The following is a 23,208-nucleotide window of genomic DNA, read 5'->3' on the forward strand; positions in this document are numbered from 1 at the left end:
AGTTTGTCTATGAGCATTTCGGCCCCTAATTCTTTAAATTCACTCACTCCAGTGGCAGTTTGGTCGCAAGTGGATGCAACTCATGCTCAAGTTAGCTTGAGTGGTGCAGTCAATGTGTATTCCTTAGCTGGTGTGTGGAGCGAGGTTCGGAACAAGCAAAATCAGTGGTTAGGGCAAGGAAATACACAAACGCACTCATTGATTTTTGATGCATCACAAGTTAGATCTTTAGATGGATCAGCATTTGCATTTTTGATTGACGTGCAAGAGGCGCAGAACAAAGCAGGTGGACAGTTTGATATTCAAGGTTTAGATCCTAAGTATCAGCCGCTCTTGCGTGAATTTGATCCTATTAATAAATTATTTCCAGCAACTTCTGCAAAGCAAAAAAGAAATTTTGTTGTGAGTACTGGTATGGCTGCGCAGAATTTAATGGATGATGCTCGTGGCCTAGTGACATTTACTGGTCACCTGTCAGCAGATTTAGTTTGGTCAATACGTAATGTTAGGCAAGTTCGTTGGGGTGATTTTGTTAACGCTGCTGTAGAGGCAGGCATTTCCGCATTACCGATTGTTGGCCTAGTGGCATTTTTGATTGGCGTCATTCTGTCCTTTCAGGCTGCGATTGGTATGCAGCAATTCGGCGCCGTCTCATTTGTTGGGCCACTCGCTGCGCTAGGCATCGTTAGAGAGATGGGGCCACTGATTACTGCGATCTTGCTTGCAGGCCGCTCATCAGCAGCATTTGCAGCCGAGATTGGTACGATGACCGTAAACAGTGAAGTGGATGCTTTAGTTACTGGCGGCTTAAGCCCTATCCGATTTCTGGTTGTACCAAGAGTACTGGCCGGAATATTAGTAGCGCCAATATTGACCTTGTTTGCCGATATTGTCAGCATTTTTTCTTCGATGCTGACAATGCAAATTTATGGCATTCCCTTTATTAATTTCTACAACGGCATGTTAGCTGCTGTCGATGTTGAGGATGTGCTCTCTGGTCTTGTTAAGGCCACTCTCTTCGGTGTGGTTATCTCCGCAATGGGTTGTTTACGGGGCATGCAAACTGGTACTGGTGCGGCGGCTGTAGGCATCTCCGCAACCCGAGCAGTGGTGAGTAGTATTGTCATGATCGTGTTAGTAGACGGTATCTTTGCCTACATCTCTTACAGGACAGGTTTCTGATGGATGCACTAGGTAAAGCGATTGATGTGCAAAACCTCACCGTAGGCTATGGCTCAAAAGTGCTGTTACAGAACCTGAACTTCTCTGTCAAGAGTGGTGAGATCTTTGTGATTTTGGGTGGATCAGGTTGCGGTAAATCAAGCCTCTTAAAGAATTTATTCGGCCTATATCAACCACTTGCTGGAGATGTGTTGATCGAGGGTCAAAATATCACTACCGCCCAAGGCGCTGAGCGCCAAAAAATCATGACGAGCTTTGGGGTGATGTATCAGCAGGGCGCTTTATTCGGTTCCATGAGTTTATTGGATAACGTGACTCTCTTTATGGAAGAGTACACCCAACTGACTAGAGAGCAGATGAATTTATTAGCCCGATGCAAACTGGACTTGGTAGGCTTGCTTCCATACGAAACGTATATGCCTAGCGAAATTAGCGGTGGCATGCAAAAGCGGGCTGCAATTGCCCGTGCGATGGCTTTGGATCCTAAAATATTATTTTTGGATGAGCCTTCAGCGGGTCTTGATCCGATTACGTCGGCTGATCTCGATAGTACGATTTTAGATCTTTCAAAAAACTTAGGATTTACTTTTGTGATTGTTTCTCACGAGTTAGCTAGTATTTATTCTATTGCCGACAAAGTCATCATGTTGGATAAAGATGCTACAGGCATTATTGCCGAGGGAGATCCTAAGGCATTAAGAGACAGCAGCAAAGATCCCCGGGTACACCAATTTTTTAATCGCATCATGAGCAAGGACGCAGCATGAGTAATAACTCCAACCCGAATTACTTCCGTCTTGGCATTTTTGTTCTCGCGGCAATCGGTGCACTGCTCTTCATCATCTTGATCTTTGGCTCAGGGCAATTTTTTAAAAAATCATTTGTAGTTGAAACTTACGTCAAGCAATCAGTGACTGGCTTGGATGCTGGTGCGGCAGTGCGCTTTAGAGGCGTCAAGATTGGACAGGTAACATTGATTGCTTTATCGGGTGACTTGTATGAGAAAGAAGTCCCGATGATTCAGAAGCAAGAGTATGTTGTGGTGAGAATGCAGATCTATGGTGATGCTATTGAGAAAAGTCACCTAGAAACATTCATTAAAGATAATTTACGTGCACGTATACGGTCAATGGGTATTACTGGCGTTAATTATGTTGAGCTAGATTTCTATCCCGGTGCCGCTCAATACTCCCAATTATCTTACCCTTGGACGCCCGAATATGCGGTGGTCCCTTCAATGCCCAACCAAGCAGATGAAATTATTTCCGGAATTCAGAAGTTAATTGGTGCACTCAATGGCATGGACATCGATGGAACTCAGAAGAAGTTTGATGCCTTACTGAGTAATCTAAATCAATTGATGTCTGGTGACGGCAAAAATAATGCGGGTCTGATCAATACAGTTCAAGATCTTAATGTCTTGTTGGATCGAATTGCAAAAGTCACTGATAAAGATCAGCTCAATATTCTGATGCGTGAATTGGTGGCGACTATGGTTTCTTTGCGTCAAACCGTCACTAGTGTTCAGGGTGATACCACTGCAACCCTGGAGAATCTGCGTCAGGCTAGTGAGCAGTTAAATGAATTTACCCGAGTCGCAAGTCAATCGCCATCTACTCTGATTTGGGGTGAGCCACCTGCACGTATCACACCTCCAATGAATGGAGTCCAAAAATGAAAATTCAGATGACTACAAATTCTCGCTGGATTCAGTTTGTCGCCTTTGTATTGATGGCGGCCACATTAAGTGCATGCTCATTACCGAAAAGACCCGCATTAGAGATCAGTAGTTGGATGGTTGCCCCAGAGCGTACTGGCGCCCCCTATAAGCCGCGAAGTGATTTATGGCTCAAGATGGGTTCATCATCTACAACACCACCTTTTGACGGCAAGTCTTTGGTTTATCGCTTGGGTGATCAGCGCTATGAAAAGGATTTTTATAATACCTATTCTGCTTTACCCAATGAGATGGTTGGTAATGCGACACGTCAGTGGTTGAATAATGCCCAGATCTTCTCTATGACCGTAGGTCAGGGCAATAGCTTCTTTCCGTATTACATCTTGCAGACATCGATAGAGGAGTTTTATGGTGATTACCGTGTTCGACCAGAGGCTGTGGTAACGATAGAATTTTTCCTGACTGCAACTGATCCCCAAAAGCGCAATCCAGTGATTGGTAAAAATCGCTATACCAAGAGAGTCGTGCTCAAAGATAACACCCCCCAGGCATTGGTGCTGGGCCAGCAGGAAGCCCTGGCGCAGATTTTGAAAGAGTATGAGGTGGTACTTTATAAGTACGCTGGCAATCTGCCTCCACCTCTAGGGCAGTAGGCAATTTAGAATGACAACATCTATAAAAATATTGGAGAAGACATGGATTTAGGACTCAAAGGTAAGGTTGCTTTGGTGATGGCATCTAGCCGAGGTTTAGGTCAGGCGATGGCGGTTTCTTTGGCGCGTGAGGGTGTCAAAGTGGCAGTGACTGGCCGCAATCCCGAGGGATTAAAAAAATCAGTTGAAATGATTGAAGCTGCCGGTGGAACAGCTTTTGCTCTGACCTGGGATCTTTCTGATGCATCCCTGATCGATAGCTTGGTGAGTAAGGTGGAGAAAGAACTGGGCCCGATTGATATCTTGGTAAACAACACCGGTGGACCTCCCCCGACATTAGCGGCAGGGCAAGACCCCGCTTTGTGGCAAAAGAGTTTTAACGATATGGTTCTATCACTCATCAGTATCACAGATCGAGTTCTACCAGGAATGCGTCAGCGTAAATGGGGTCGCATTATTACCAGCACCACTTCAGGTGCTATTGCCCCCATTAAGAATCTCGCCATCTCCAATACCTTGCGTGCTGCATTGCTGGCTTGGTCTAAAACCCTATCTGCAGAAGTAGCAGCTGATGGAATTACCGTGAATGTGATCATGCCAGGTCGCGTAGCAACTGATCGTTTGCGTCAGTTAGATGAAGCACGTGCCCAACGTGAAAATGTGAGCTATGAATCTGTTGTTCAAGCCAGCTTGAAGCAAATTCCGATGGGTCGTTACGGTGATCCACAGGAGTATGGAGATACCGCGGCGTTTTTGGCTAGTCAAAATGCCTCCTACATTACTGGCTCAGTGATTCGTGTAGATGGTGGCCAGATTCAGGCTATCTAAAGTAGTGTTAACCAGCTTTCTGCGGGCTATTCAGCGAGACCTTCGATCTAGTGAACTAGTAGCACTTTTGGTCGCGCTGACGCTCTCGGTGGCCGCCTTATCCAGCGTGAGTTTCTTGGCTGACCGCATGCAGCGAGCCTTTCAGTTCGATGCACGCCAGCTGCTTGCTGCGGATCTATTAATCGTTTCTGATCAGCCACTGCCCGAGCGCTTCATTCAGGAAGCCAAGGGGCGACAGCTGAGCTTGGCTCAAACCATTGTCTTTCCGAGTATGGCCACAGTAGGGGCGCAAAGTAAGTTGGCTTCCCTTAAGGCTGTGAGTTCTGCCTATCCCTTACGCGGTAGCTTGCAAGTATCACCTTCGTCAGTCAGCGCAACTCCAGCAGTGGGTTCGGTCTGGGTGGATCCCGCAATGCTCAATTCGCTAAAGGCAAATGTTGGTGACCAGATGCTATTGGGTGATAAGACATTTCTCATTAGCGGCATTTTGGAACGCGAGCTCGATCGGGGTGCTGGCTTTATGAACTTCGCTCCACGCGTGATGATGTCGCTAGATGATTTGCCAGCCACAGGTCTAATTGGTCTCGGTAGTCGCGTAAGCTATCGACTTCTTCTGGCAGGCAATGATTCGTCCATCTCTGATTATGCGCAGTGGGCAACGCAATCGATTGCATCCGAAAGTCTCCGAGGATTGCGGATTGAGACCTTGGAAAATGCGCAGCCTGTCATGCGTAAAACCCTCGAGCGGGCTGAGCGCTTTTTAGCCTTGGTTGCCTTACTAACAGCCATGGTAGCTGCGGTTGCGATTGCCTTGTCAGCACGTCGTTATGTTTTAAAGCAGGCCGATGTTTGCGCGGTCATGAAATGCCTTGGCGCAAGCCAAAAGACGATTCTAGTGAATCAAGTCAAGATATTGGGCGCTCTGTGTATATTGGCTGCTGTGATGGGCGCTGGGATTGCTTATGGCGTTCAAGAGATATTGATTGGCATATTGGGTAATCTAATATTGGCTAATTTACCCGCACTCTCACTCTGGCCTTTGGTCTGGAGTATTTTGTTTTCCTCCTGTCTGCTAGTTGGCTTTGCTGGGCCACCTTTATTGAGTTTAGTCACGATTTCACCGGTGCGACTGATTCGCAAAGAGTTGGGTTCGGTGAACATCAAGGTGCTGTGGGTTGCACTCTTTGGATTGAGTACTTGCCTTATCTTGATCGCGCTTGCAGCTCAAGATTGGAAGCTAGCCTCTTGGGTTGCCGCTAGTTTTGGCTTAGCTCTTGTACTCTTTGCTGCAGTTTCTTGGTTATGTCTAGGTTTACTCAAGCTCCTGTTCTCTAGGTGGAGCAATCATCACTTCGCGCTACGCTTTGCACTTACAGTTCAAGCACGTCGCTCTGGCTTTGCAGTCATGCAAATCACGGCGCTAGGTATTGCCTTAATGGCCTTATTACTCATTCTCTTGCTCCGACAAGATTTATTGGCTACTTGGCAGGGCAATATCCCAGTCGATGCACCCAATCGCTTCATGATTAATGTTCAGGAAGATCAAAAGTCTAGTATCACTCGCTCACTACTGGATGCGGGAGTAGCAAAGCCGAGTTTTAGCCCCATGGTTCGTGCGCGCTTAGTTGAGGTGAATGGAAAGACCATTGGGCCCAATGACTACATTGATGACAATGCGCGCCGCTTAGTTGATCGAGAATTCAATCTCTCGTATACCGAGCAGTTGCCTGAGGGTAATCGGATTACTTCCGGCAAATGGCTTGAAGGCAGCGCGCCGCAAGTTTCTTTAGAGGCGGGGATTGCGAAGACTTTGAAGTTAAAACTGGGTGATCAAATGACTTTTGAGCTTGCTGGTGAGAAAGTTACTGCGCCTATTACCTCTTTGCGTAAGTTGGATTGGAGTTCGATGAAGGTGAATTTCTTTGTCATCATGCCGCCCGCAACGCTCGCAGAAATGCCCCAGTCTTGGATTACTTCGTATTATCAAAGCACTGCAATTGAAGGTTTGGATTATCAACTTGCGCAGGCCTATCCCAATCTCACCATCGTGGATGTCGGAGCATCGCTAAAACAAATCCAGGATGTGCTGGATAGACTGTCTTCTGTATTAGGCCTCTTGTTCGCTTTCACTATTGGGGCGGCAATTTTAGTTTTAGTGGCTGCGATAGCGGCAACCCAAGATGAACGTTTCAGGAGCGCAGCCTTGTTAAAAGCAGTAGGTGCGTCGCGCTATCTACTAGGGAAGATTGCATTAGCCGAGCTCCTGATTATTGGAGTGCTTGCTGGAACTTTGGCTGGACTCGCTGCTGGAATTGCAGCATGGGCACTTGGCCGTTTTGTATTGGAGATTGAATTCAATGCGTTTGCGCAGTCATTGGCGATGGGTATCGGCTTTGGGGTAACTGCTTGCCTATTGGCGGGTTATCGCTTTCAGAGAAGAATTCAAACCGCTACTGCAATGGAATGTTTGCGTGAGATCTAACTCGACTGAAGGCTTAGGTCTACTTAATTGAGCTTTACTAAGTTCTTCGGTAATTCCACTAAACGCGTTCCACTTAAACGGTCTGGCAGACTCTGACGTAGCAGAGGTTTAACGCGATCCAAGTAAATGCTGAGTGGCCACAGAAATAAAGCAACTGCAAATAGCATTTCAATAATCTGCCATTTTTGCAGCTCGAACAACCACTGCAAAAGTACGCAAGGCACTAGCCACAAGGATCCAAAAAAATAACGCCAAATCGCTTGCTTGCGAGTCAGGTTGTATCCGCCTGGACCAATTATGCGTACTCGCCATGTTTGCATCGCCAGTGTCTGTCCTGACTTAGTCCAATACCAAACAAAGTAAATGCCCAGAACAGCATAGAGATAGAGAAAGGTGAGCCAGCTTGGCAGAGATGCGCCAAACAAAATGCCCAATCCCAAATTTGGAAGGAGGAAGGTAAGGGCAATGACGCCTAATAAAACCAATTGCTCATAAAGAATACAAGAGACCCGTCGCCAAAATTGTGGAGCAGGGAGCAGGTTTAATTCAGCGGGGCTAATCACGACTTAGGGATTATTTGAGCCGCTATCAGTGCTCGTGTTTGTTGCTGGAGACTCTGAGGCTGGAGTGCTACCGGGTGCTGGAGGTGGCGCTAAGTTCGATTTTTCTTTAATCGGATGCTGCTGCAAGGTTGGTGCGTTTGCAGCTGTCGGCTTTTTCTTATTAACCTCTGCTTGGGCTAACTTCTTCTTTTGCTCATCACTCAGTTTTTGATATGCACTCCAAGCTTCTGCTTTTTTCTCAGCAGGAAACTTGAGACTGCTTAAGTAGTTTTCACGAGCAAGCCGGCGTTCTTTTTGTGAGAGCTTAGACCATCCATTCATGCGGGCTTGCAGTCGCTGTTGATCAGTCTCACTCATTTTGGGATATAGATTGGCAACCTGTATCCATTTTTTGCGGCTGTCTGGGAGCATGTAATCCCAATCATCTTCCAGTGGAGCTAGGATTTTTTGTTGTTCTGGTTTAAGGTTTTCCCAAGTGCCATCCGGTTTTTTCTCTGGGATGCCAGTAGTTTTTCCATGGGCAGCTGCCGATGTTTGAGCGAATATGTCTGAGCTTTGTACCGACCCTAGGGCGCCAATCACTAGCATCATGCTGATGCTTAGTGAGGCGCTCAAGGACCGTCGATTTTTTAGCATGCGCTAACTGAGCTCGCTATGTCACTTAGGATGGAGTCTTAACTGAGCTAAGACTATCTTGATCTGATTCCGATAAAGGACCATTTTTGAGGAAGCCCAAAAAGCCGCTATCAGCATACGCATCTGGAGGGACATCATCAGTTAGGAGGGCGACATCTAGCTCGGCAATGTCATTGATACGGGAATCCTGCTGCCATTGGGCGATACCAATGAGGCCAAATACTAATACGACTAGTGGGGCAACCCAACCCACGTTATCCCAGAATGAACGTGAGCCAGAAGACCAGCTTCCGCTAGAACTCGCTAAAACATGCTGAGCAATGCGTGCTTTTTCGGGTTTTTTGAGAGAAAGGGCTTTGATGCGCGCTGCATAAAGACGATCTTTGACTCCAGCTGGCAGGGATTGGGATCCTTGGCGGAGCAGGGCGGCGGCAGTCAGACCAAATTGATCTGCTTCTCTTGTGCTGAGAGTGTCTTCGTTGCGGTTCACAGGGTAATTCCTTTTAATTTCAATGCTTTAGCTAGAGCCTGAGTGGCTCTTGAGCAGTGGGTTTTGACGCTTCCCTCGCTACAACTCATCGCTAGGGCAGTTTCAGTAATACTCAGCTCATCCCAATAACGCATCAGGAAGGCTTCTCGTTGACGGGCAGGCAATTTTGATATTTCCGACTCTAGAGCCTGTAATAGCTGACTACGTTCAAGCTTAAATGCACCATCTTGGTGAATTTCACTATCATCCGGAGCTGAGAGGGACTCTAGGGGGTCAAAATCATCGCTTTCATCGGATTTCTTGCCCATATTCGAGAATAGAGTGACCCAGGTATTGCGAACTTTTTGACGTCTAAACCAGTCATGAATGCGGTTTTGCAAGATTCTAGTGAAAACCAGAGGTAATTCCGCTGCAGGGCGGTCGCCATATTTTTCTGCCAACTTAATCATGGCGTCTTGAACAATGTCTAAGGCCGCATCGTCATCTCGCACAGCATAGACCGCTTGCTTGAAAGCGCGCTGCTCAACACTGCTCAGAAAGTCAGAAAGTTCTTGGGGTGAAGCCATTCAGTAGATTAGACCTGAATCAGAGGGAATTCGTCTATTTTAGGGGATTGCTATAGAATATAGGGCTTACTACCTAGAATCTCATTCAAGAAGTGGTTTTTTCCGGTAGCAGCGCCGTTCGAACTCAGGCCACAAGCAAGAGACAGAACAGACCAAACAATTTTTTGCCGAAAATTGCAAAGGACGAAAGAAAATGAATACAAGCAGCGCCGAATTTTTAGCTACTAAAGCTAACCAAGACACAGCAAATACAAATCCCGTAGCGACTCCGCCAGAAATGATTGGTGCTGAGATGCTGGTGCAAGCTTTGCACAAAGAGGGTGTTGAATACGTTTGGGGTTACCCAGGCGGTTCTGTTCTCTTTATTTACGATGAAATTTTTAAGCAGGACAAGTTTGAGCACATTCTTGTTCGCCATGAGCAAGCGGCAGTTCATGCGGCCGATGGCTATGCGCGCGCAACCGGTAAGGTTGGTGTTGCCTTAGTAACTTCAGGCCCAGGCGTAACCAATGCGGTTACCGGAATTGCGACTGCTTACACTGATTCGATCCCGATGGTGGTCATCAGCGGCAACGTGCCAACCTATGCGATTGGTGAAGATGCTTTCCAAGAGGCTGATACCGTAGGTATTACTCGCCCAGTGGTCAAGCACAACTTCTTAGTAAAGGACGTGAAAGATCTCCCTTTAGTGATTAAGAAGGCTTTCCATATTGCGCAGACTGGCCGTCCAGGTCCAGTATTGATTGATATCCCTAAGGATGTATCTGCAGCTAAAGGACCCTTCGTCTACCCAGAAACATTGGAGATGCGTTCATACAACCCAGTAGTCAAGGGTCATAGTGGGCAAATTCGTAAAGCCGTTTCTTTATTGCAAGAAGCTGAGCGCCCATTTATCTATACCGGTGGTGGCGTGATCTTGGCTGATGCCGCTCCAGAATTAAAAGAGTTTGCTGACTTGCTGGGTTATCCCGTGACCAATACCTTAATGGGTCTTGGTGGTTTCCCAGGCACTAGCCCTCAGTTTGTGGGCATGCTTGGTATGCACGGTACGTATGAAGCCAATATGGCGATGCAGCACAGTGATGTGTTGATTGCAGTTGGCGCACGTTTTGATGATCGTGTGATTGGTAATACCGCTCACTTCGCAAGTCATCCGCGTAAGATTATTCATATTGATATTGATCCATCCGTAATTTCCAAGCGGGTGAAAGTAGATGTACCTATCGTTGGTAATCTCAAGGAAGTGTTACAAGAGATGACGGCTCAGCTGAAGGCTGCTGGCCCACGTAAGAATGATGCCAAGCTGGCGGCATGGTGGGCACAGATTAATGAGTGGCGTAAAAAAGATTGCCTGAAATACGACGAGGCATCGCAAATCGTCAAACCTCAGTACGTAGTTCAAAAATTGTGGGAACTCACTGGTGGTGATGCATTCATTACTTCTGACGTTGGTCAGCATCAAATGTGGGCTGCGCAGTTCTACAAGTTCGATAAGCCACGTCGTTGGATTAACTCTGGCGGTCTTGGCACTATGGGTGTTGGTTTGCCATATGCCATGGGTATTAAGAAAGCATTCCCAGATCAAGATGTATTTGCCATCACTGGTGAAGGCTCTATTCAGATGTGCATTCAAGAGTTATCCACTTGCAAGCAATACAACACGCCCGTGAAGATCGTCTCTTTGAATAATCGTTACCTCGGCATGGTTCGTCAATGGCAAGAGTTAACTTATAACAAGCGCTATTCCAGTTCTTATATGGATTCATTGCCTGATTTTGTGAAGTTGGCAGAAGCCTTTGGACATGTGGGTATGCGCATTGAGAAGAAGTCTGATGTTGAAGGCGCTCTCAAAGAAGCAATTCGTTTAAAAGATCGCACAGTATTTATGGATTTCCAGACAGACCCAGAGGAAAACGTTTGGCCGATGGTTCAAGCGGGCAAGGGTATTACTGAAATGCTTTTGGGTAGTGAGGACCTCTAATGCGACATATTATTTCTGTATTGATAGAGAATGAGCCGGGGGCATTATCCCGTGTGGTTGGCTTATTTTCTGCGCGAGGTTACAACATTGAAACCTTAAGCGTTGCACCTACCGAAGATCCATCCTTATCACGCATGACGATTGTCACGATTGGATCTGAGGATGTCATTGAGCAAATCACGAAACACTTAAATCGCTTAGTTGAGGTGGTTAAGGTTTTTGATTTGACTGAAGGCCCTCATATCGAGCGTGAGCTCATGATGATCAAAGTGCGCGCAGTAGGTAAAGAGCGTGAAGAATTGAAACGTACAACGGATATTTTCCGTGGTCGCATCATCGATGTGACTGATAAGAGTTACACCATTGAATTAACTGGTGATGGCGCCAAATTGGATGCCTTCATTGATTCGATTGATCGTGCATCGATTCTGGAAACCGTGCGTTCAGGTGGTTCTGGTATTGGGCGCGGTGAACGCATTCTGAAGGTTTAATTTTTTAACTAATTACTGCATTAACTACATTTTCAAAACAAGGAAAGAGCATGAAAGTTTTTTACGATAAAGACGCCGATTTGTCCCTCATTAAAGGCAAAAAAGTAACCATCATTGGTTACGGTTCACAGGGTCACGCACACGCATTGAACCTCAAGGATTCAGGCTGTAATGTGACTGTTGGTTTGCGTAAGGGTGGCGCTTCTTGGAGTAAAGCTGCAAATGCTGGCTTGACAGTAAAAGAAGTTGGCGAAGCAGTTAAAGATGCTGACGTAGTCATGATGCTTTTGCCTGATGAGCAAATTGCTGATGTATATAGCAAAGAAGTTCATGGCAACATCAAGCAGGGCGCTGCACTGGCATTCGCTCACGGCTTTAACGTTCACTACGGTCAAGTTCAGCCACGCGCTGACTTAGACGTGATCATGATTGCTCCTAAAGCGCCAGGTCACACTGTGCGCGGTACTTACTCTCAAGGCGGCGGTGTTCCTCATTTGATCGCTGTGTATCAAGATAAATCAGGTTCAGCTCGTGATGTTGCTTTGTCATATGCAACAGCGAATGGTGGCGGTCGTGCCGGCATTATTGAAACGAACTTCCGCGAAGAAACTGAAACTGACTTGTTTGGTGAGCAGGCTGTTCTTTGTGGTGGCGCAGTAGAGTTGATTAAAGCTGGCTTTGAGACTTTAGTCGAGGCTGGTTATGCTCCTGAGATGGCTTACTTCGAGTGCTTGCATGAGCTCAAGTTGATTGTTGACTTGATCTACGAAGGTGGTATCGCCAACATGAACTACTCAATCTCCAACAATGCTGAGTACGGTGAGTATGTCACTGGCCCACGTGTTGTGACTGAAGATACTAAGAACGCAATGCGTCAGTGCTTGAAAGATATTCAGACTGGTGAGTATGCAAAGAGTTTCATTCTGGAAAATAAAGCAGGTGCACCTACTTTGATTTCACGTCGTCGCTTGAATGCTGAGCATGACATCGAGGTCGTTGGTGCAAAGTTACGCGCCATGATGCCTTGGATTGCCAAGAACAAATTGGTTGACCAGACTAAGAACTAATCAGCAGTAACTTAAAAAGGCTCAGAACAAAGATGATGTATCCGCACCCCATTATTGCGAAAGAAGGTTGGCCGTATTTGGCATTAGTGGGGGCTGTTACTTTGCTAGTCCACTATCTTGGTGGCATTGCATGGTCATGGCCTTTGTGGATCATCTTCGTCTTTGTTCTGCAGTTCTTCCGCGATCCGCAGCGTATTGCTGCCTTAGGTCGTGATCTCGTGTTATCTCCTGCCGATGGCCGTATCGTCGTAGTTGAAAAAGCGAATGATCCTTATGCGGGTCGTGAAGCTTTGAAGATTAGTGTTTTTATGAACGTATTTAACGTTCACTCCAACCGTAGCGCAGTCAATGGTGCGGTAAAAGAGATTCAGTATTTCCCTGGCAAGTTTGTCAATGCCGATTTAGATAAAGCCTCTACCGAGAACGAGCGTAACGCTGTTGTGATCGATGCCAACGGTCAAATCGTGACACTAGTTCAGGTTGCAGGTCTGATTGCTCGTCGCATTCTTTGTTATATCCACGTTGGCGATAGACTAAAAGCGGGTGAGCGTTATGGCTTTATTCGCTTTGGTTCCCGTGTCGATGTATATTTACCATTAACGGCTGAGCCTTTAGTCAGCGTTGGCGATAAAGTTTTTGCTACGAACACTGCATTAGCTCGCGTACCTGGCTTAGATTAATTAAGCCGTTTTAACTAGGAACATTCTTTGCCTACATTTCGCCGTCGTGGCCGTATCGATCGTAGCCGCTTAGTCAACTCCCGCACTGATCGCACTCAAGATGAGTGGGCAGAGGACTTGGGTGATGGGATTGATTTTGAAGTGGAAGAGTTGCACGTAGACAAGCCACGTAAACGTAGTAAAGGCATTTACTTACTTCCCAATGCATTTACTACCGCAGCCTTATTTTGCGGTTTCTTTGCCATTGTCAATGCGATGAACCACCAGTTTGAGATGGCCGCTATTGCCATCTTTGCATCTTTAGTTTTGGATGGTATGGACGGTCGCGTTGCCCGCATGACGAATACCCAAAGTGCCTTCGGTGAACAGTACGACTCCTTGGCTGATATGGTGTCTTTTGGTGTGGCGCCAGCCTTAGTTGCTTACGAATGGGCTTTAAAAGACTTGGGTAAGTGGGGTTGGTTAGCCGCCTTTACCTACTGTGCGGGAGCGGCTTTGCGTCTAGCGCGCTTTAACGTCAATACTGGTGTAGTGGACAAGAAATTCTTCCAAGGTTTGCCTAGTCCTGCCGCTGGCTCTTTAATGGCTGGTTTTATTTGGTTGGCTGATGACAATAAGATCCCGGTGCGCGACAGTGCCATCCCTTGGATTACTTTCTTTTTAGCTGTTTATGCTGGCTTGACCATGGTATCTAATGCCCGTTTTTACAGTGGTAAGGCTTTGGATGTGCGCTACCGCGTACCTTTTGGCGTCATGGTTCTGATGATTCTGACCTTTGTTCTGATTTCGTCCAACCCGCCCTTAACCTTGTTCGGCCTCTTTGTGGTGTATTCCATCTCGGGATATGTCATTTGGGCTTGGGAGCACCTGAGCGGCCGTCGTTTTAGCTAATTTGGAATATTTAGGTTATATTTAATCCATGTTGATGAATTTCTCACTTCCTATCTTGCTTCTACTAGCACTAAGCCTACAGCTTGGGGCAGGTAAGGCCTGAGTTAATGAGATTAAAGTAATTCATTAGCCACGACATACCAGCCCCAGCAAATTGCTGGGGTTTTTGTTTTTAGGATTAGTCATTAGTAAACATGAATCAGCAGTCAGCATAATGAAGCAATATTGAACCGGAGAGTAGTGATGAGCGACAAAGTAATCATTTTTGATACCACCTTACGTGATGGTGAACAATCACCTGGCGCCTCCATGACTAAGGACGAGAAGGTGCGCATTGCTCGTCAGCTGGAACGTCTTAAGGTTGATGTGATTGAAGCTGGTTTCGCGGCGAGCTCTGAAGGTGATTTTCAGGCAATCTCTGCAGTAGCAGCAGCTGTGAAGGATTCGATTGTCTGCTCACTCGCACGCGCTAACGATAAAGATATTACTCGGGCTGCTGATGCATTGAAGGCTGCTAATGCAAAACGGATTCATGCATTTTTGGCAACTAGCCCATTACATATGGCAGTGAAGTTGCGCATGTCTCCAGAAGAGGTTTTGGAGCAGGCTAAACGTTCCATCCGTTTTGCAAGAAATTTGGCTGAGGATGTGGAGTTCTCAGCAGAGGACGGCTATCGCTCAGAAATGGATTTCTTATGCAGAGTCGTTGAAGGAGTGATTAACGAGGGTGCTACCACCATCAATATTCCGGATACCGTAGGCTACGCCACTCCAGAGTTATATGGTGAATTCATCAATACCTTGCGCACCCGAGTGCCCAACTCGGATAAAGCGGTATGGTCGGTGCATTGTCACAATGACTTGGGTATGGCAGTTGCCAACTCCTTGGCTGGCGTCAAAATTGGGGGTGCACGTCAAATTGAGTGCACCGTTAACGGCTTGGGTGAGCGTGCAGGCAATACAGCATTAGAAGAAATTGTCATGGCCTTGCGTACGCGTAAGGATTATTTCGACATGGTGTGCGGTATCGATGCCACTCAAATTGTTCCTGCATCGAAGTTGGTCTCGCAAATTACTGGCTTCGTTGTTCAGCCGAACAAGGCAGTTGTTGGTGCCAATGCGTTTGCACACACTTCAGGAATTCATCAAGATGGCATCTTAAAGAATCGTGACACCTACGAGATCATGCGTGCGGAAGATGTGGGTTGGTCTGCCAATAAGATCGTGCTCGGCAAGTTGTCTGGCCGCAATGCTTTCAAGCAGCGCTTACAAGAATTGGGTATTGCAATTGAAGCCGAAGCGGATTTGAACGAGGCTTTTGTTCGCTTTAAGTCATTAGCCGATCAAAAATCAGAAATCTTTGATGAGGATATTATTGCCATCATGTCGGATTCTGCTGCAGCTGAAGAAGGTGAATTTTATAAATTTATTTCCTTAAGTCAGCATTCTGAAACAGGTGAGCGACCAAAGTCTAAAGTGACTTTTCGGGTTGGCGACAAAGAGGCTAGCTCCGAGGCTGAGGGTAATGGTCCAGTAGATGCGAGTTTAAACGCTATTGAACAGATCGTGAAGAGCGGGGCAGAGCAATTGCTTTACTCTGTCAATGCCATCACCTCAGGTACTCAATCCCAGGGCGAGGTTACTGTCAGACTTGCAAAGGGTGGACGTATCGTGAATGGCGTTGGAACTGATCCGGACATCATTGCAGCTTCAGCCAAAGCCTACTTATCAGCGCTGAATAAATTGCATGATCCTAGTCAAGCTAAGCTCAATGCGCAGATGACGCCTTAAGAAATTCTCGGCGACATCGGCGGCTTTTGCATCGCGCCTCTTATTTATTAAGGTCTGTGCTCTTGTAGTACTTAGTGCCTTTGCCAGTAATTTCTGCCGCAATGCCTGAGTCTGTGAGCTGGTACATCAATACCCCTGGCGCCACTGTAGTGGCATCTTGGTATGCGCCACCATTTGCCTCATACTTGGCTGCAGCAGTAACTTGACCGCCAAATGTCCATCCAGAATTGACGAAGTCATTTAGTGCGGCCTGTGTTTGAAAAACAAAAATATTTTGGAAGGACTTAATTCCAAGGCCCAAGCCAGCCTGAACCTCTGCCATATTCATATAGATCGGCTTAGCACCATCTTTTTGGATAACGACACCGCTACCTGTGCCTCCACCAGCAATCAATATCTTCATGCCGAAGTTGCTGAAGGTCGCGTAGCCAACGGATTTCTCAATTAACTCTTTTGCCTTAGGTTGGGCTTGATACAGAGCCTTTAAGATCTCCTCTCTCTTATTGAGGATCTCTTGGCGTTGCTGGGCTACAGTTTTATCGGCAGCAAATGGATTGGAAAACTGTGCGTAGACCAGTGTGGGCAATAGGGCTAATAGACCACAGGCTAATGCTTGGACAAATTTAGTGCGCATGGATTTTTTCCTTTGCTGCATTTTCGCAATGAATGAATTCCATCTTTATACTCCTACAAGCCCTCTTGTCCAATAAGTACCCAATATGACTCTGTTCACTCGCTGCTTCTTTGTTCTCCTCATACTTTCATTGCTAGGCTGTAGCAGTTTGCAGCGCAAAGCAGCAGTGCCATCGCAGCAGATGGGTCAAGCACACATTGCGGGTCTGACTGGTGTGCGCTATATGGTGGCCAGTCAATCCAGCGTGGATCAGATGGCCGTGGATATTCAGGCGGGATTTAAGGTGAGGGATGAAAAAACCTTAAATACACCTGCGAATTATTTATCGCTCTCTGGTGGCGGTGATGATGGTGCATATGGCGCTGGACTATTAATAGGGTGGGCGGAGCGCGGCGATCGCCCGCAATTTAATTTAGTCACTGGCATCAGTACTGGCGCATTAATTGCCCCATTTGCATTTATGGGGAAAGAGTATGACCCAGTCTTACGTGATGTTTATACAAAATATGGCCCACAGGATATCTTCATTGAGCGTGGGTTGATCTCTGGCATTTTGAGCGATGGCCTATCTGATACGACCCCCTTATTTCAACTCATTTCAAAATACATTGATCAAGATTTTCTGAAGAAGGTGGCAAATGAGTACACCACCAAAAACCGCTGGCTTTTGATTGGGACAACGAACCTAGATGCAGGCGTCCCCGTAGTTTGGAACATGGGCAAGATTGCCAGTATTGGCACTCCAGAGGCCTTAGAGCTTTTTAGAAAAGTCATGCTGGCATCCGCATCGATACCAGGGGCATTTTCACCAGTCATGTTCGATTTTGAGGTTTCTGGCCAAAGCTTTCAGGAGATGCATGTGGACGGCGGTGCCATTACTCAGGTGTTCCTCTATCCCAGCGCCTTATCTCAGCGTGCTCAAGATTTGAAACTGAAGCTTCAGAAACAGCGAAATGCCTACATTATTCGCAATGCCCGTTTGGATCCTGAGTGGCGCGAGACCGAGCGGGGCACCCTGAGCATTATTCAGAGGGCAATTTCTAGCATGATTCAGACTCAGGGTATCGGGGATTTGTACCGCATTTATCACACCACTCAGCTTGATGGAGTCAGCTTCAACCTGGCTTTTATTGGGCCAGACTTCAAATTTCCGCACAAGACTGAGTTTGACACTGCCTATATGCAGGCTCTTTTTGATTACGGTTACAAACAAGGCCTTGGTGGCAAGGAGTGGCAAAAGTACCCACCAGGCTATAAGAGAGGATTTGATGGGGAATTGCCTAAAAAATAGGCATTTATAGTGATTTTTATCATCTTTTTCATATAAATCAAGAGCTTGCCTTGATGTCTGCTGCACAGCCCTGGTTTGAGTGCCTAGCTCTAGAGCTGGGGATTTAAGGCTGATCTGCTACAATTCGAGGGCTTTGATTTGTAAAGCTTTTTTGTTTTATTTGATTAATAAATGCACGACACAAATTGGGTGAAAGCTCAGGTGTTCGCAAGTAAGGAGTATGAAAATGGCAGTTGCTGATATTAAAACGGCGGAAATCGTCAAAGATAACGCGCGCAGCGCAAACGATACGGGTAGCCCTGAAGTTCAAGTTTCATTGCTAACAGCCCGAATCAATGAATTAACCCCCCATTTCAAAGCTAACGCTAAAGATCATCACAGCCGTCGTGGTTTGTTGAAGATGGTTTCACGCCGTCGCCGCCTTTTGGATTACCTCAAAGGCAAGGATTTGGGTCGCTATCGCGCATTGATCGAGAAATTAGGTCTCCGTAAGTAATTCTTATCGGTATTGCAATGCCATCTATCTTAGGGTTGTTTCGTCACAGAATCAGTCTTAAGCAGATGGCATGTTTTTTGAGCGCTTCAAGATTATTTGTGTAGGGGATCGTGTCATTCCAATGAGTTTCTGGGTTGAAGAACCTAGTGCCTCCCTGGAATGGCATCCCTTGTGATCTTCAAACGCTCCAGTGTTGTCGTGACACTGCTTTATCCCACGACAAGCGTGAAATCCATGTGGCTTTTACGTGAACAATTTGGAGAAGATCAGAATGACTATGTTTAAAAAAGCAGTAAAGACGTTTCAATGGGGTAATCATCAGGTAACAATGGAAACAGGCGAGATTGCTCGTCAAGCTGGTGGTGCTGTCATCGTTAACGTAGATGACACAGTAGTAATGGGTACAGTAGTTGCCTCTAAATCAGCCAAGCCTGGCCAGTCTTTTTTCCCGTTGACTGTTGACTACTTAGAAAAAACTTACGCAGCAGGAAAAATTCCCGGTGGTTTCTTCCGTCGTGAAGGTCGTCCATCAGAAGGCGAGACATTGATCTCCCGTTTGATCGATCGCCCATTGCGCCCATTGTTTCCAGAAGGTTTCTTGAACGAAGTTCAGGTAGTAGTTCATGTGTTATCGATCAACCCCGACGTTCCTGCAGATATTCCTGCATTGATCGCTGCATCTGCAGCTTTGGCTGTTTCAGGCATTCCATTTGCTGGTCCAGTTGGCGCGGCACGTGTTGGTTACGCTAATGGTCAATACCTCTTGAACCCAACTCGTACAGAGCAAGCTACTAGCGAAATGGATTTAATTGTTGCTGGTACACAAGCTGCGGTGTTGATGGTTGAGTCAGAAGCCAATCAGTTGTCAGAAGAAGTGATGTTGGGCGCCGTTGTTTACGGTCATGATCAAATGCAAACCGCGATCAACGCAATTAACGATTTAGTGCGCGAAGCTGGCAAGCCAGAGTGGGATTGGACTGCTGCACCTAAAGATGAGCCATTTATCGCTAAAGTCACAGCCTTAGCTGAGGCACCATTGCGTGAGGCTTATCAGATTCGTCAAAAAGGTGCTCGTTCAGACAAGCTCAAAGAGATCTCCAAAACAGTTCTAGCTAAGCTAGCTGAAGAGGGTGATGTTGATGCTGTTGCTGTTAGCGATATCATGTTTGAAATCGAAGCGAAGATTGTTCGTAGCCAAATTTTGAATGGTGAACCTCGTATTGATGGTCGTGACACACGCACTGTGCGTCCGATTGAAATTCGTAACGGGGTATTGCCACGCACACACGGTTCAGCATTGTTTACTCGTGGTGAAACACAAGCCCTCGTAGTAGCTACTTTAGGTACTGCACGCGATGAGCAGATCATTGATGCGCTCGAAGGTGAGTACCGTGATCGCTTTATGTTCCACTACAACATGCCTCCGTTTGCTACTGGCGAAACAGGTCGTGTAGGTAGCCCAAAGCGTCGTGAAATTGGTCACGGTCGTTTGGCTAAACGTGCATTGATTCCCGTATTGCCAAGTGCAGAAGATTTTGCCTATAGCATTCGTGTGGTTTCAGAAATTACTGAGTCCAATGGCTCTTCATCCATGGCTTCCGTTTGCGGTGGCTGTTTAGCAATGATGGATGCTGGCGTTCCTGTTAAGGCCCACGTTGCTGGTGTTGCAATGGGATTGATTTTGGATGGCAACCGTTTTGCTGTGTTGACAGACATCTTGGGTGATGAAGATCACTTGGGCGATATGGACTTTAAAGTAGCAGGTACTGCTAACGGTATTACTGCTCTGCAAATGGATATTAAAGTTCAAGGTATTACTAAAGAAATTATGCAAGTTGCATTAGCTCAAGCGAAAGAAGGTCGTTTGCATATTTTGAGCAAGATGCAAGAAGCGATGGGTTCAGTTCGCACTGAATTGTCTGCACATGCTCCACGTATGGTTTCTTTCAAGATTCATCCAGATAAGATTCGTGAAGTGATCGGCAAGGGCGGCGCAACAATTCAAGCCTTGACTAAAGAAACTGGTTGCAGCATCGATATCAAAGATGACGGTACTGTAACTATTGCCTCTACTTCTGCTGAAGGCATGGCTGAAGCAAAAGCTCGTATTGAAGGCATTACTGCTGAAGCTGAAGTAGGTAAGATCTACGAAGGCCCAGTAGTGAAGTTGCTTGAGTTCGGTGCTTTAGTAAACATTCTTCCAGGTAAAGATGGTCTCTTGCACATCTCTGAAATCTCTAATGAGCGCGTAAAAGAAGTTAAAGACTATTTAGCAGAAGGCCAAGTTGTTCGCGTGAAGTTGTTGGCTGCTGATGAGCGTGGTCGTTTACGTTTATCTCTCAAAGCTGCAATGGCGGATGAGGGTGGCACGATTGCTCCTTTGGCTGGTGCTGAAGCTGCTCCCGTATCTGGCGAAAACGCTTAAGTAGTTTAGTTAGCAAGCGGAACTCATATGCGCGTAATTGAAATCAAAGAATTTGGCGCACCAGAAATGCTGGTGTCTGCCACTCGTCCTGATCCAGTACTTCCTAGTGCTGGGTCTGGCGAGATTCTGATTCGTGTTTTGGCTGCTGGGATTAATCGTCCAGACGTTTTACAACGTAAGGGTCATTACCCTGTCCCGGCGGGCGCATCTGATATTCCTGGCCTTGAAGTAGCTGGTGAGATTATTGGTGGTGACTTAAATCATCCCGATAATCTGTTCGGACTGAAGATTGGCGATAAGGTATGCGCACTAGTGCAGGGTGGTGGTTACGCAGATTTGTGCATAGCCCCAATTGCCCAATGCTTGCCTTATCCAAAGGGATTTACCGATCAAGAGGCTGCCGCATTACCAGAGACGTTTTATACCGTGTGGAGTAATGTCTTCATGCGTGGCGAACTATCACAAGGCGAAACTTTATTGGTTCAAGGTGGCTCAAGCGGTATCGGTGTAACAGCTATTTTGATTGCGAAAGCCCTAGGTCATAAAGTATTTGTGACTGCGGGTACCGATGAGAAGTGTGCTGCTTGCGTAGCTTTAGGTGCCGATTTGGCGATCAATTACAAGACGCAAGACTTTGTCGAGGAAGTAAAGAAAGCTACAGACGGTAAGGGTGTCAATGTCATTCTGGACATGGTCACCGGCGCTTACGTACAAAAAGAAATCGATTGCCTGGCTGATGATGGTCGTATTGTCATCATTGCAATTCAGGGTGGATCAAAAGCGGAAGTGAGTACGAATCAAATTTTGCGTCGTCGCTTGACCATTACAGGTTCTACATTACGCCCACGCCCAGTGTCATTTAAGAAGCAAATTACCCAACAGTTGCATGCCCATATCTGGCCTTTGCTAGATGCAGGCAAGTTAAAGCCAGTGATCTATAAAACATTCACCTTAGACCAAGCGGCTGATGCCCATCGTTTGATGGAGTCATCTGAGCACGTTGGTAAGATTGTGTTGACCGTTTAAGTGTTGAGTTAGATTTCATGCGTCCAATCACTGTTATCGGCAACTGGAAAATGAATGGCAGCTTTGCAAGTAATGCAGACTGGATTAAGACTGTTTGCCGCGGCATGGAACAGGGAATGCCTGCGGGCCGTAAGTATGTAGTTTGTGCCCCAGCGCCTTATTTGTCGCAGTGCGGCGAGTTAATTCGTGACTGCTCTTTAGCCTTTTTAAGTTTAGGCGCTCAAGATGCATCAGCTTACCCGGCGGGAGCCTATACCGGCGATGTCGCAGCTTCTATGCTCAAAGAATTAGATTGCGCCTACGTTATTGTGGGGCATTCGGAGCGTCGCCAGTACCATCAGGAGGCTGATGAGCAGGTGGCAGAAAAAGCACTGCAGGTATTAGACAACGGCATGGTTCCTGTGATTTGTGTTGGTGAGTCTGCAGATGAGCGTAACTCTGGCCGTGAAGTTGAGGTAGTCAGAGGTCAAATCTCAAAGCAAGTGACGATTTTGCAAGACCGTTTGGCCGACTGTCTGATTGCCTATGAGCCTGTTTGGGCTATTGGTACAGGTAAGGTGGCCAGCGCTCAAATTGCTCAGGATATGCACAGAGCGATTCGATTGCAGTTGGCTGAGTTTGATGAAGATGTAGCTTCCCATGTGGGAATTTTGTATGGCGGCAGTGTCAAGCCTGATAATGCCGTTGAACTATTTGCAATGCCGGATATTGATGGTGGATTGATTGGGGGTGCTTCATTGAATCCTCAGGATTTTTTAGCCATTTGTCAGGCCTAGATTTTTTATTTGGAGATAAGCCATGGAATGGTTTAAGACTTTATTGATCGTTTTACAAATTATTTCAGCTTTAGCTGTGATTTTGCTCGTATTGCTTCAGCAGGGCAAAGGTGCCGATATGGGTGCTGCTTTTGGTTCTGGGTCCTCCGGCAGTCTTTTTGGTGCCAGCGGGTCAGCTAACTTCCTCTCCCACACAACGGCTATCTTTGCAGCAATCTTTTTTGTTTGCACTTTAGGCATTACATGGATCGGAAATAAAAAGGAAGTAAGTCCTGGAATTTTGTCTGGCACCGTGGCTCCGGTTGCAGCCCCCGTTGCTGAACCAGTAGCCCCAGTTCAAGATCCGACCAAGCCAGCTGTTCCAAAGTAAAAAATAGGGTTTTAAGTAGTTTCTAGCGCTATTTTTGAGGTAATTCAGTGGTGCAATGCAGTAGAATTGACAAGTTTTACAAGATGCCGACGTGGTGAAATTGGTAGACACGCTATCTTGAGGGGGTAGTGGCTTAGGCTGTGCGAGTTCGAGTCTCGCCGTCGGCACCAAATTGTAAAAATTGTAGGGCTTTATGCTCTAAATCAAGGTT

General features: G+C 46.5%; 23 protein-coding genes and 1 tRNA gene. 19 read left to right on the forward strand and 5 right to left on the reverse strand.

The window, feature by feature from the left end; genetic code table 11:
• The first annotated feature begins 9 nt into the window (after window positions 1-9).
• From ICV89_RS04040 to ICV89_RS04065, 6 genes are read left to right on the forward strand one after another with little or no spacing between them, the layout of a single operon-like run.
• Window positions 10-1,182 (forward strand): ABC transporter permease, encoded by a 1,173-nt coding sequence (locus ICV89_RS04040; RefSeq protein ID WP_215309909.1) that lies wholly within the window; start codon window positions 10-12, stop codon window positions 1,180-1,182.
• Window positions 1,182-1,949: an ABC transporter ATP-binding protein gene (locus ICV89_RS04045; RefSeq protein ID WP_215309912.1), complete on the forward strand. Its 768-nt coding sequence runs from the start codon at window positions 1,182-1,184 to the stop codon at window positions 1,947-1,949. The genes ICV89_RS04040 and ICV89_RS04045 overlap by 1 nt, the downstream gene beginning before the upstream one ends.
• On the forward strand, window positions 1,946-2,860 hold the full coding sequence (locus ICV89_RS04050) for an MlaD family protein (RefSeq protein WP_215309914.1): 915 nt from the start codon (window positions 1,946-1,948) through the stop codon (window positions 2,858-2,860). The genes ICV89_RS04045 and ICV89_RS04050 overlap by 4 nt, the downstream gene beginning before the upstream one ends.
• The gene (locus tag ICV89_RS04055; protein WP_251370906.1) at window positions 2,857-3,513 is read left to right on the forward strand and encodes a membrane integrity-associated transporter subunit PqiC; all 657 of its coding nucleotides are present in this window, start codon (window positions 2,857-2,859) and stop codon (window positions 3,511-3,513) included. The genes ICV89_RS04050 and ICV89_RS04055 overlap by 4 nt, the downstream gene beginning before the upstream one ends.
• 42 nt (window positions 3,514-3,555) lie before the next feature.
• The gene (locus ICV89_RS04060; RefSeq protein WP_215309915.1) at window positions 3,556-4,341 is read left to right on the forward strand and encodes an SDR family oxidoreductase; all 786 of its coding nucleotides are present in this window, start codon (window positions 3,556-3,558) and stop codon (window positions 4,339-4,341) included.
• Window positions 4,342-4,345: 4 nt separating this feature from the next.
• On the forward strand, window positions 4,346-6,823 hold the full coding sequence (locus tag ICV89_RS04065; RefSeq protein WP_251370907.1) for an ABC transporter permease: 2,478 nt from the start codon (window positions 4,346-4,348) through the stop codon (window positions 6,821-6,823).
• A 23-nt stretch (window positions 6,824-6,846) separates the two neighbouring features.
• On the opposite strand, the gene ICV89_RS04070 is transcribed toward ICV89_RS04065, so the two are convergent.
• Genes ICV89_RS04070 through ICV89_RS04085 form a run of 4 tightly spaced genes read right to left on the reverse strand, consistent with a single transcriptional unit; the run spans window position 6,847 to window position 9,078 of the window.
• Window positions 6,847-7,386 carry an RDD family protein gene (locus ICV89_RS04070; protein WP_251370908.1) on the reverse strand — a complete coding sequence of 180 codons (540 nt, stop codon included), beginning with the start codon at window positions 7,384-7,386 and terminating at the stop codon, window positions 6,847-6,849.
• A gap of 3 nt (window positions 7,387-7,389) precedes the next feature.
• Window positions 7,390-8,001: a DUF3106 domain-containing protein gene (locus tag ICV89_RS04075; RefSeq protein WP_251370909.1), complete on the reverse strand. Its 612-nt coding sequence runs from the start codon at window positions 7,999-8,001 to the stop codon at window positions 7,390-7,392.
• A 46-nt stretch (window positions 8,002-8,047) separates the two neighbouring features.
• On the reverse strand, window positions 8,048-8,512 hold the full coding sequence (locus ICV89_RS04080) for a DUF3619 family protein (RefSeq protein WP_215309919.1): 465 nt from the start codon (window positions 8,510-8,512) through the stop codon (window positions 8,048-8,050).
• A complete protein-coding gene (locus tag ICV89_RS04085) occupies window positions 8,509-9,078 on the reverse strand; it encodes an RNA polymerase sigma factor (RefSeq protein WP_215309932.1) in 570 nt (189 codons plus the stop codon). The genes ICV89_RS04080 and ICV89_RS04085 overlap by 4 nt, the downstream gene beginning before the upstream one ends.
• A 193-nt stretch (window positions 9,079-9,271) precedes the next feature.
• Between ICV89_RS04085 and ICV89_RS04090 the strand changes: the two genes are divergently transcribed.
• The 6 genes from ICV89_RS04090 (at window position 9,272) to ICV89_RS04115 (ending at window position 15,979) form a co-directional block, all read left to right on the forward strand.
• On the forward strand, window positions 9,272-11,059 hold the full coding sequence (locus tag ICV89_RS04090) for an acetolactate synthase 3 catalytic subunit (protein WP_215309934.1): 1,788 nt from the start codon (window positions 9,272-9,274) through the stop codon (window positions 11,057-11,059).
• Window positions 11,059-11,550, forward strand: coding sequence for an acetolactate synthase small subunit (ilvN, locus tag ICV89_RS04095; RefSeq protein WP_015420909.1), 492 nt, complete (start codon window positions 11,059-11,061; stop codon window positions 11,548-11,550). The genes ICV89_RS04090 and ilvN overlap by 1 nt, the downstream gene beginning before the upstream one ends.
• A 50-nt stretch (window positions 11,551-11,600) precedes the next feature.
• Window positions 11,601-12,617, forward strand: coding sequence for a ketol-acid reductoisomerase (gene ilvC / locus ICV89_RS04100; protein ID WP_215309936.1), 1,017 nt, complete (start codon window positions 11,601-11,603; stop codon window positions 12,615-12,617).
• A gap of 32 nt (window positions 12,618-12,649) precedes the next feature.
• Window positions 12,650-13,297 (forward strand): phosphatidylserine decarboxylase, encoded by a 648-nt coding sequence (locus ICV89_RS04105; protein ID WP_215309938.1) that lies wholly within the window; start codon window positions 12,650-12,652, stop codon window positions 13,295-13,297.
• Window positions 13,298-13,324: 27 nt separating this feature from the next.
• Window positions 13,325-14,188 (forward strand): CDP-diacylglycerol--serine O-phosphatidyltransferase, encoded by an 864-nt coding sequence (pssA, locus tag ICV89_RS04110; RefSeq protein WP_215309939.1) that lies wholly within the window; start codon window positions 13,325-13,327, stop codon window positions 14,186-14,188.
• Between the two features lie 243 nt (window positions 14,189-14,431).
• Window positions 14,432-15,979: a 2-isopropylmalate synthase gene (locus tag ICV89_RS04115; protein ID WP_215309941.1), complete on the forward strand. Its 1,548-nt coding sequence runs from the start codon at window positions 14,432-14,434 to the stop codon at window positions 15,977-15,979.
• A gap of 40 nt (window positions 15,980-16,019) precedes the next feature.
• On the opposite strand, the gene ICV89_RS04120 is transcribed toward ICV89_RS04115, so the two are convergent.
• Window positions 16,020-16,613: a YSC84-related protein gene (locus ICV89_RS04120; RefSeq protein ID WP_215309943.1), complete on the reverse strand. Its 594-nt coding sequence runs from the start codon at window positions 16,611-16,613 to the stop codon at window positions 16,020-16,022.
• 85 nt (window positions 16,614-16,698) lie between these two features.
• Between ICV89_RS04120 and ICV89_RS04125 the strand changes: the two genes are divergently transcribed.
• The 7 genes from ICV89_RS04125 (at window position 16,699) to ICV89_RS04155 (ending at window position 23,167) form a co-directional block, all read left to right on the forward strand.
• Window positions 16,699-17,904, forward strand: coding sequence for a patatin-like phospholipase family protein (locus tag ICV89_RS04125; RefSeq protein WP_215309945.1), 1,206 nt, complete (start codon window positions 16,699-16,701; stop codon window positions 17,902-17,904).
• A 226-nt stretch (window positions 17,905-18,130) separates the two neighbouring features.
• Window positions 18,131-18,400, forward strand: coding sequence for a 30S ribosomal protein S15 (gene rpsO, locus ICV89_RS04130; RefSeq protein WP_112204355.1), 270 nt, complete (start codon window positions 18,131-18,133; stop codon window positions 18,398-18,400).
• A gap of 271 nt (window positions 18,401-18,671) precedes the next feature.
• The gene (gene pnp, locus ICV89_RS04135; protein WP_215309947.1) at window positions 18,672-20,825 is read left to right on the forward strand and encodes a polyribonucleotide nucleotidyltransferase; all 2,154 of its coding nucleotides are present in this window, start codon (window positions 18,672-18,674) and stop codon (window positions 20,823-20,825) included.
• 27 nt (window positions 20,826-20,852) lie between these two features.
• Complete coding sequence (locus tag ICV89_RS04140) at window positions 20,853-21,851, forward strand: NAD(P)H-quinone oxidoreductase (RefSeq protein ID WP_215309948.1); 999 nt, start codon at window positions 20,853-20,855, stop codon at window positions 21,849-21,851.
• 17 nt (window positions 21,852-21,868) lie between these two features.
• Window positions 21,869-22,627 carry a triose-phosphate isomerase gene (gene tpiA, locus ICV89_RS04145; RefSeq protein WP_215309950.1) on the forward strand — a complete coding sequence of 253 codons (759 nt, stop codon included), beginning with the start codon at window positions 21,869-21,871 and terminating at the stop codon, window positions 22,625-22,627.
• Between the two features lie 22 nt (window positions 22,628-22,649).
• Window positions 22,650-22,997 (forward strand): preprotein translocase subunit SecG, encoded by a 348-nt coding sequence (secG, locus tag ICV89_RS04150; RefSeq protein WP_215309951.1) that lies wholly within the window; start codon window positions 22,650-22,652, stop codon window positions 22,995-22,997.
• An 85-nt stretch (window positions 22,998-23,082) separates the two neighbouring features.
• A tRNA-Leu gene (locus tag ICV89_RS04155) sits at window positions 23,083-23,167 on the forward strand.
• Window positions 23,168-23,208 lie beyond the last annotated feature (41 nt).

The organism is Polynucleobacter sp. Adler-ghost (assembly GCF_018688495.1).
Classification (GTDB): Bacteria; Pseudomonadota; Gammaproteobacteria; order Burkholderiales; family Burkholderiaceae; genus Polynucleobacter.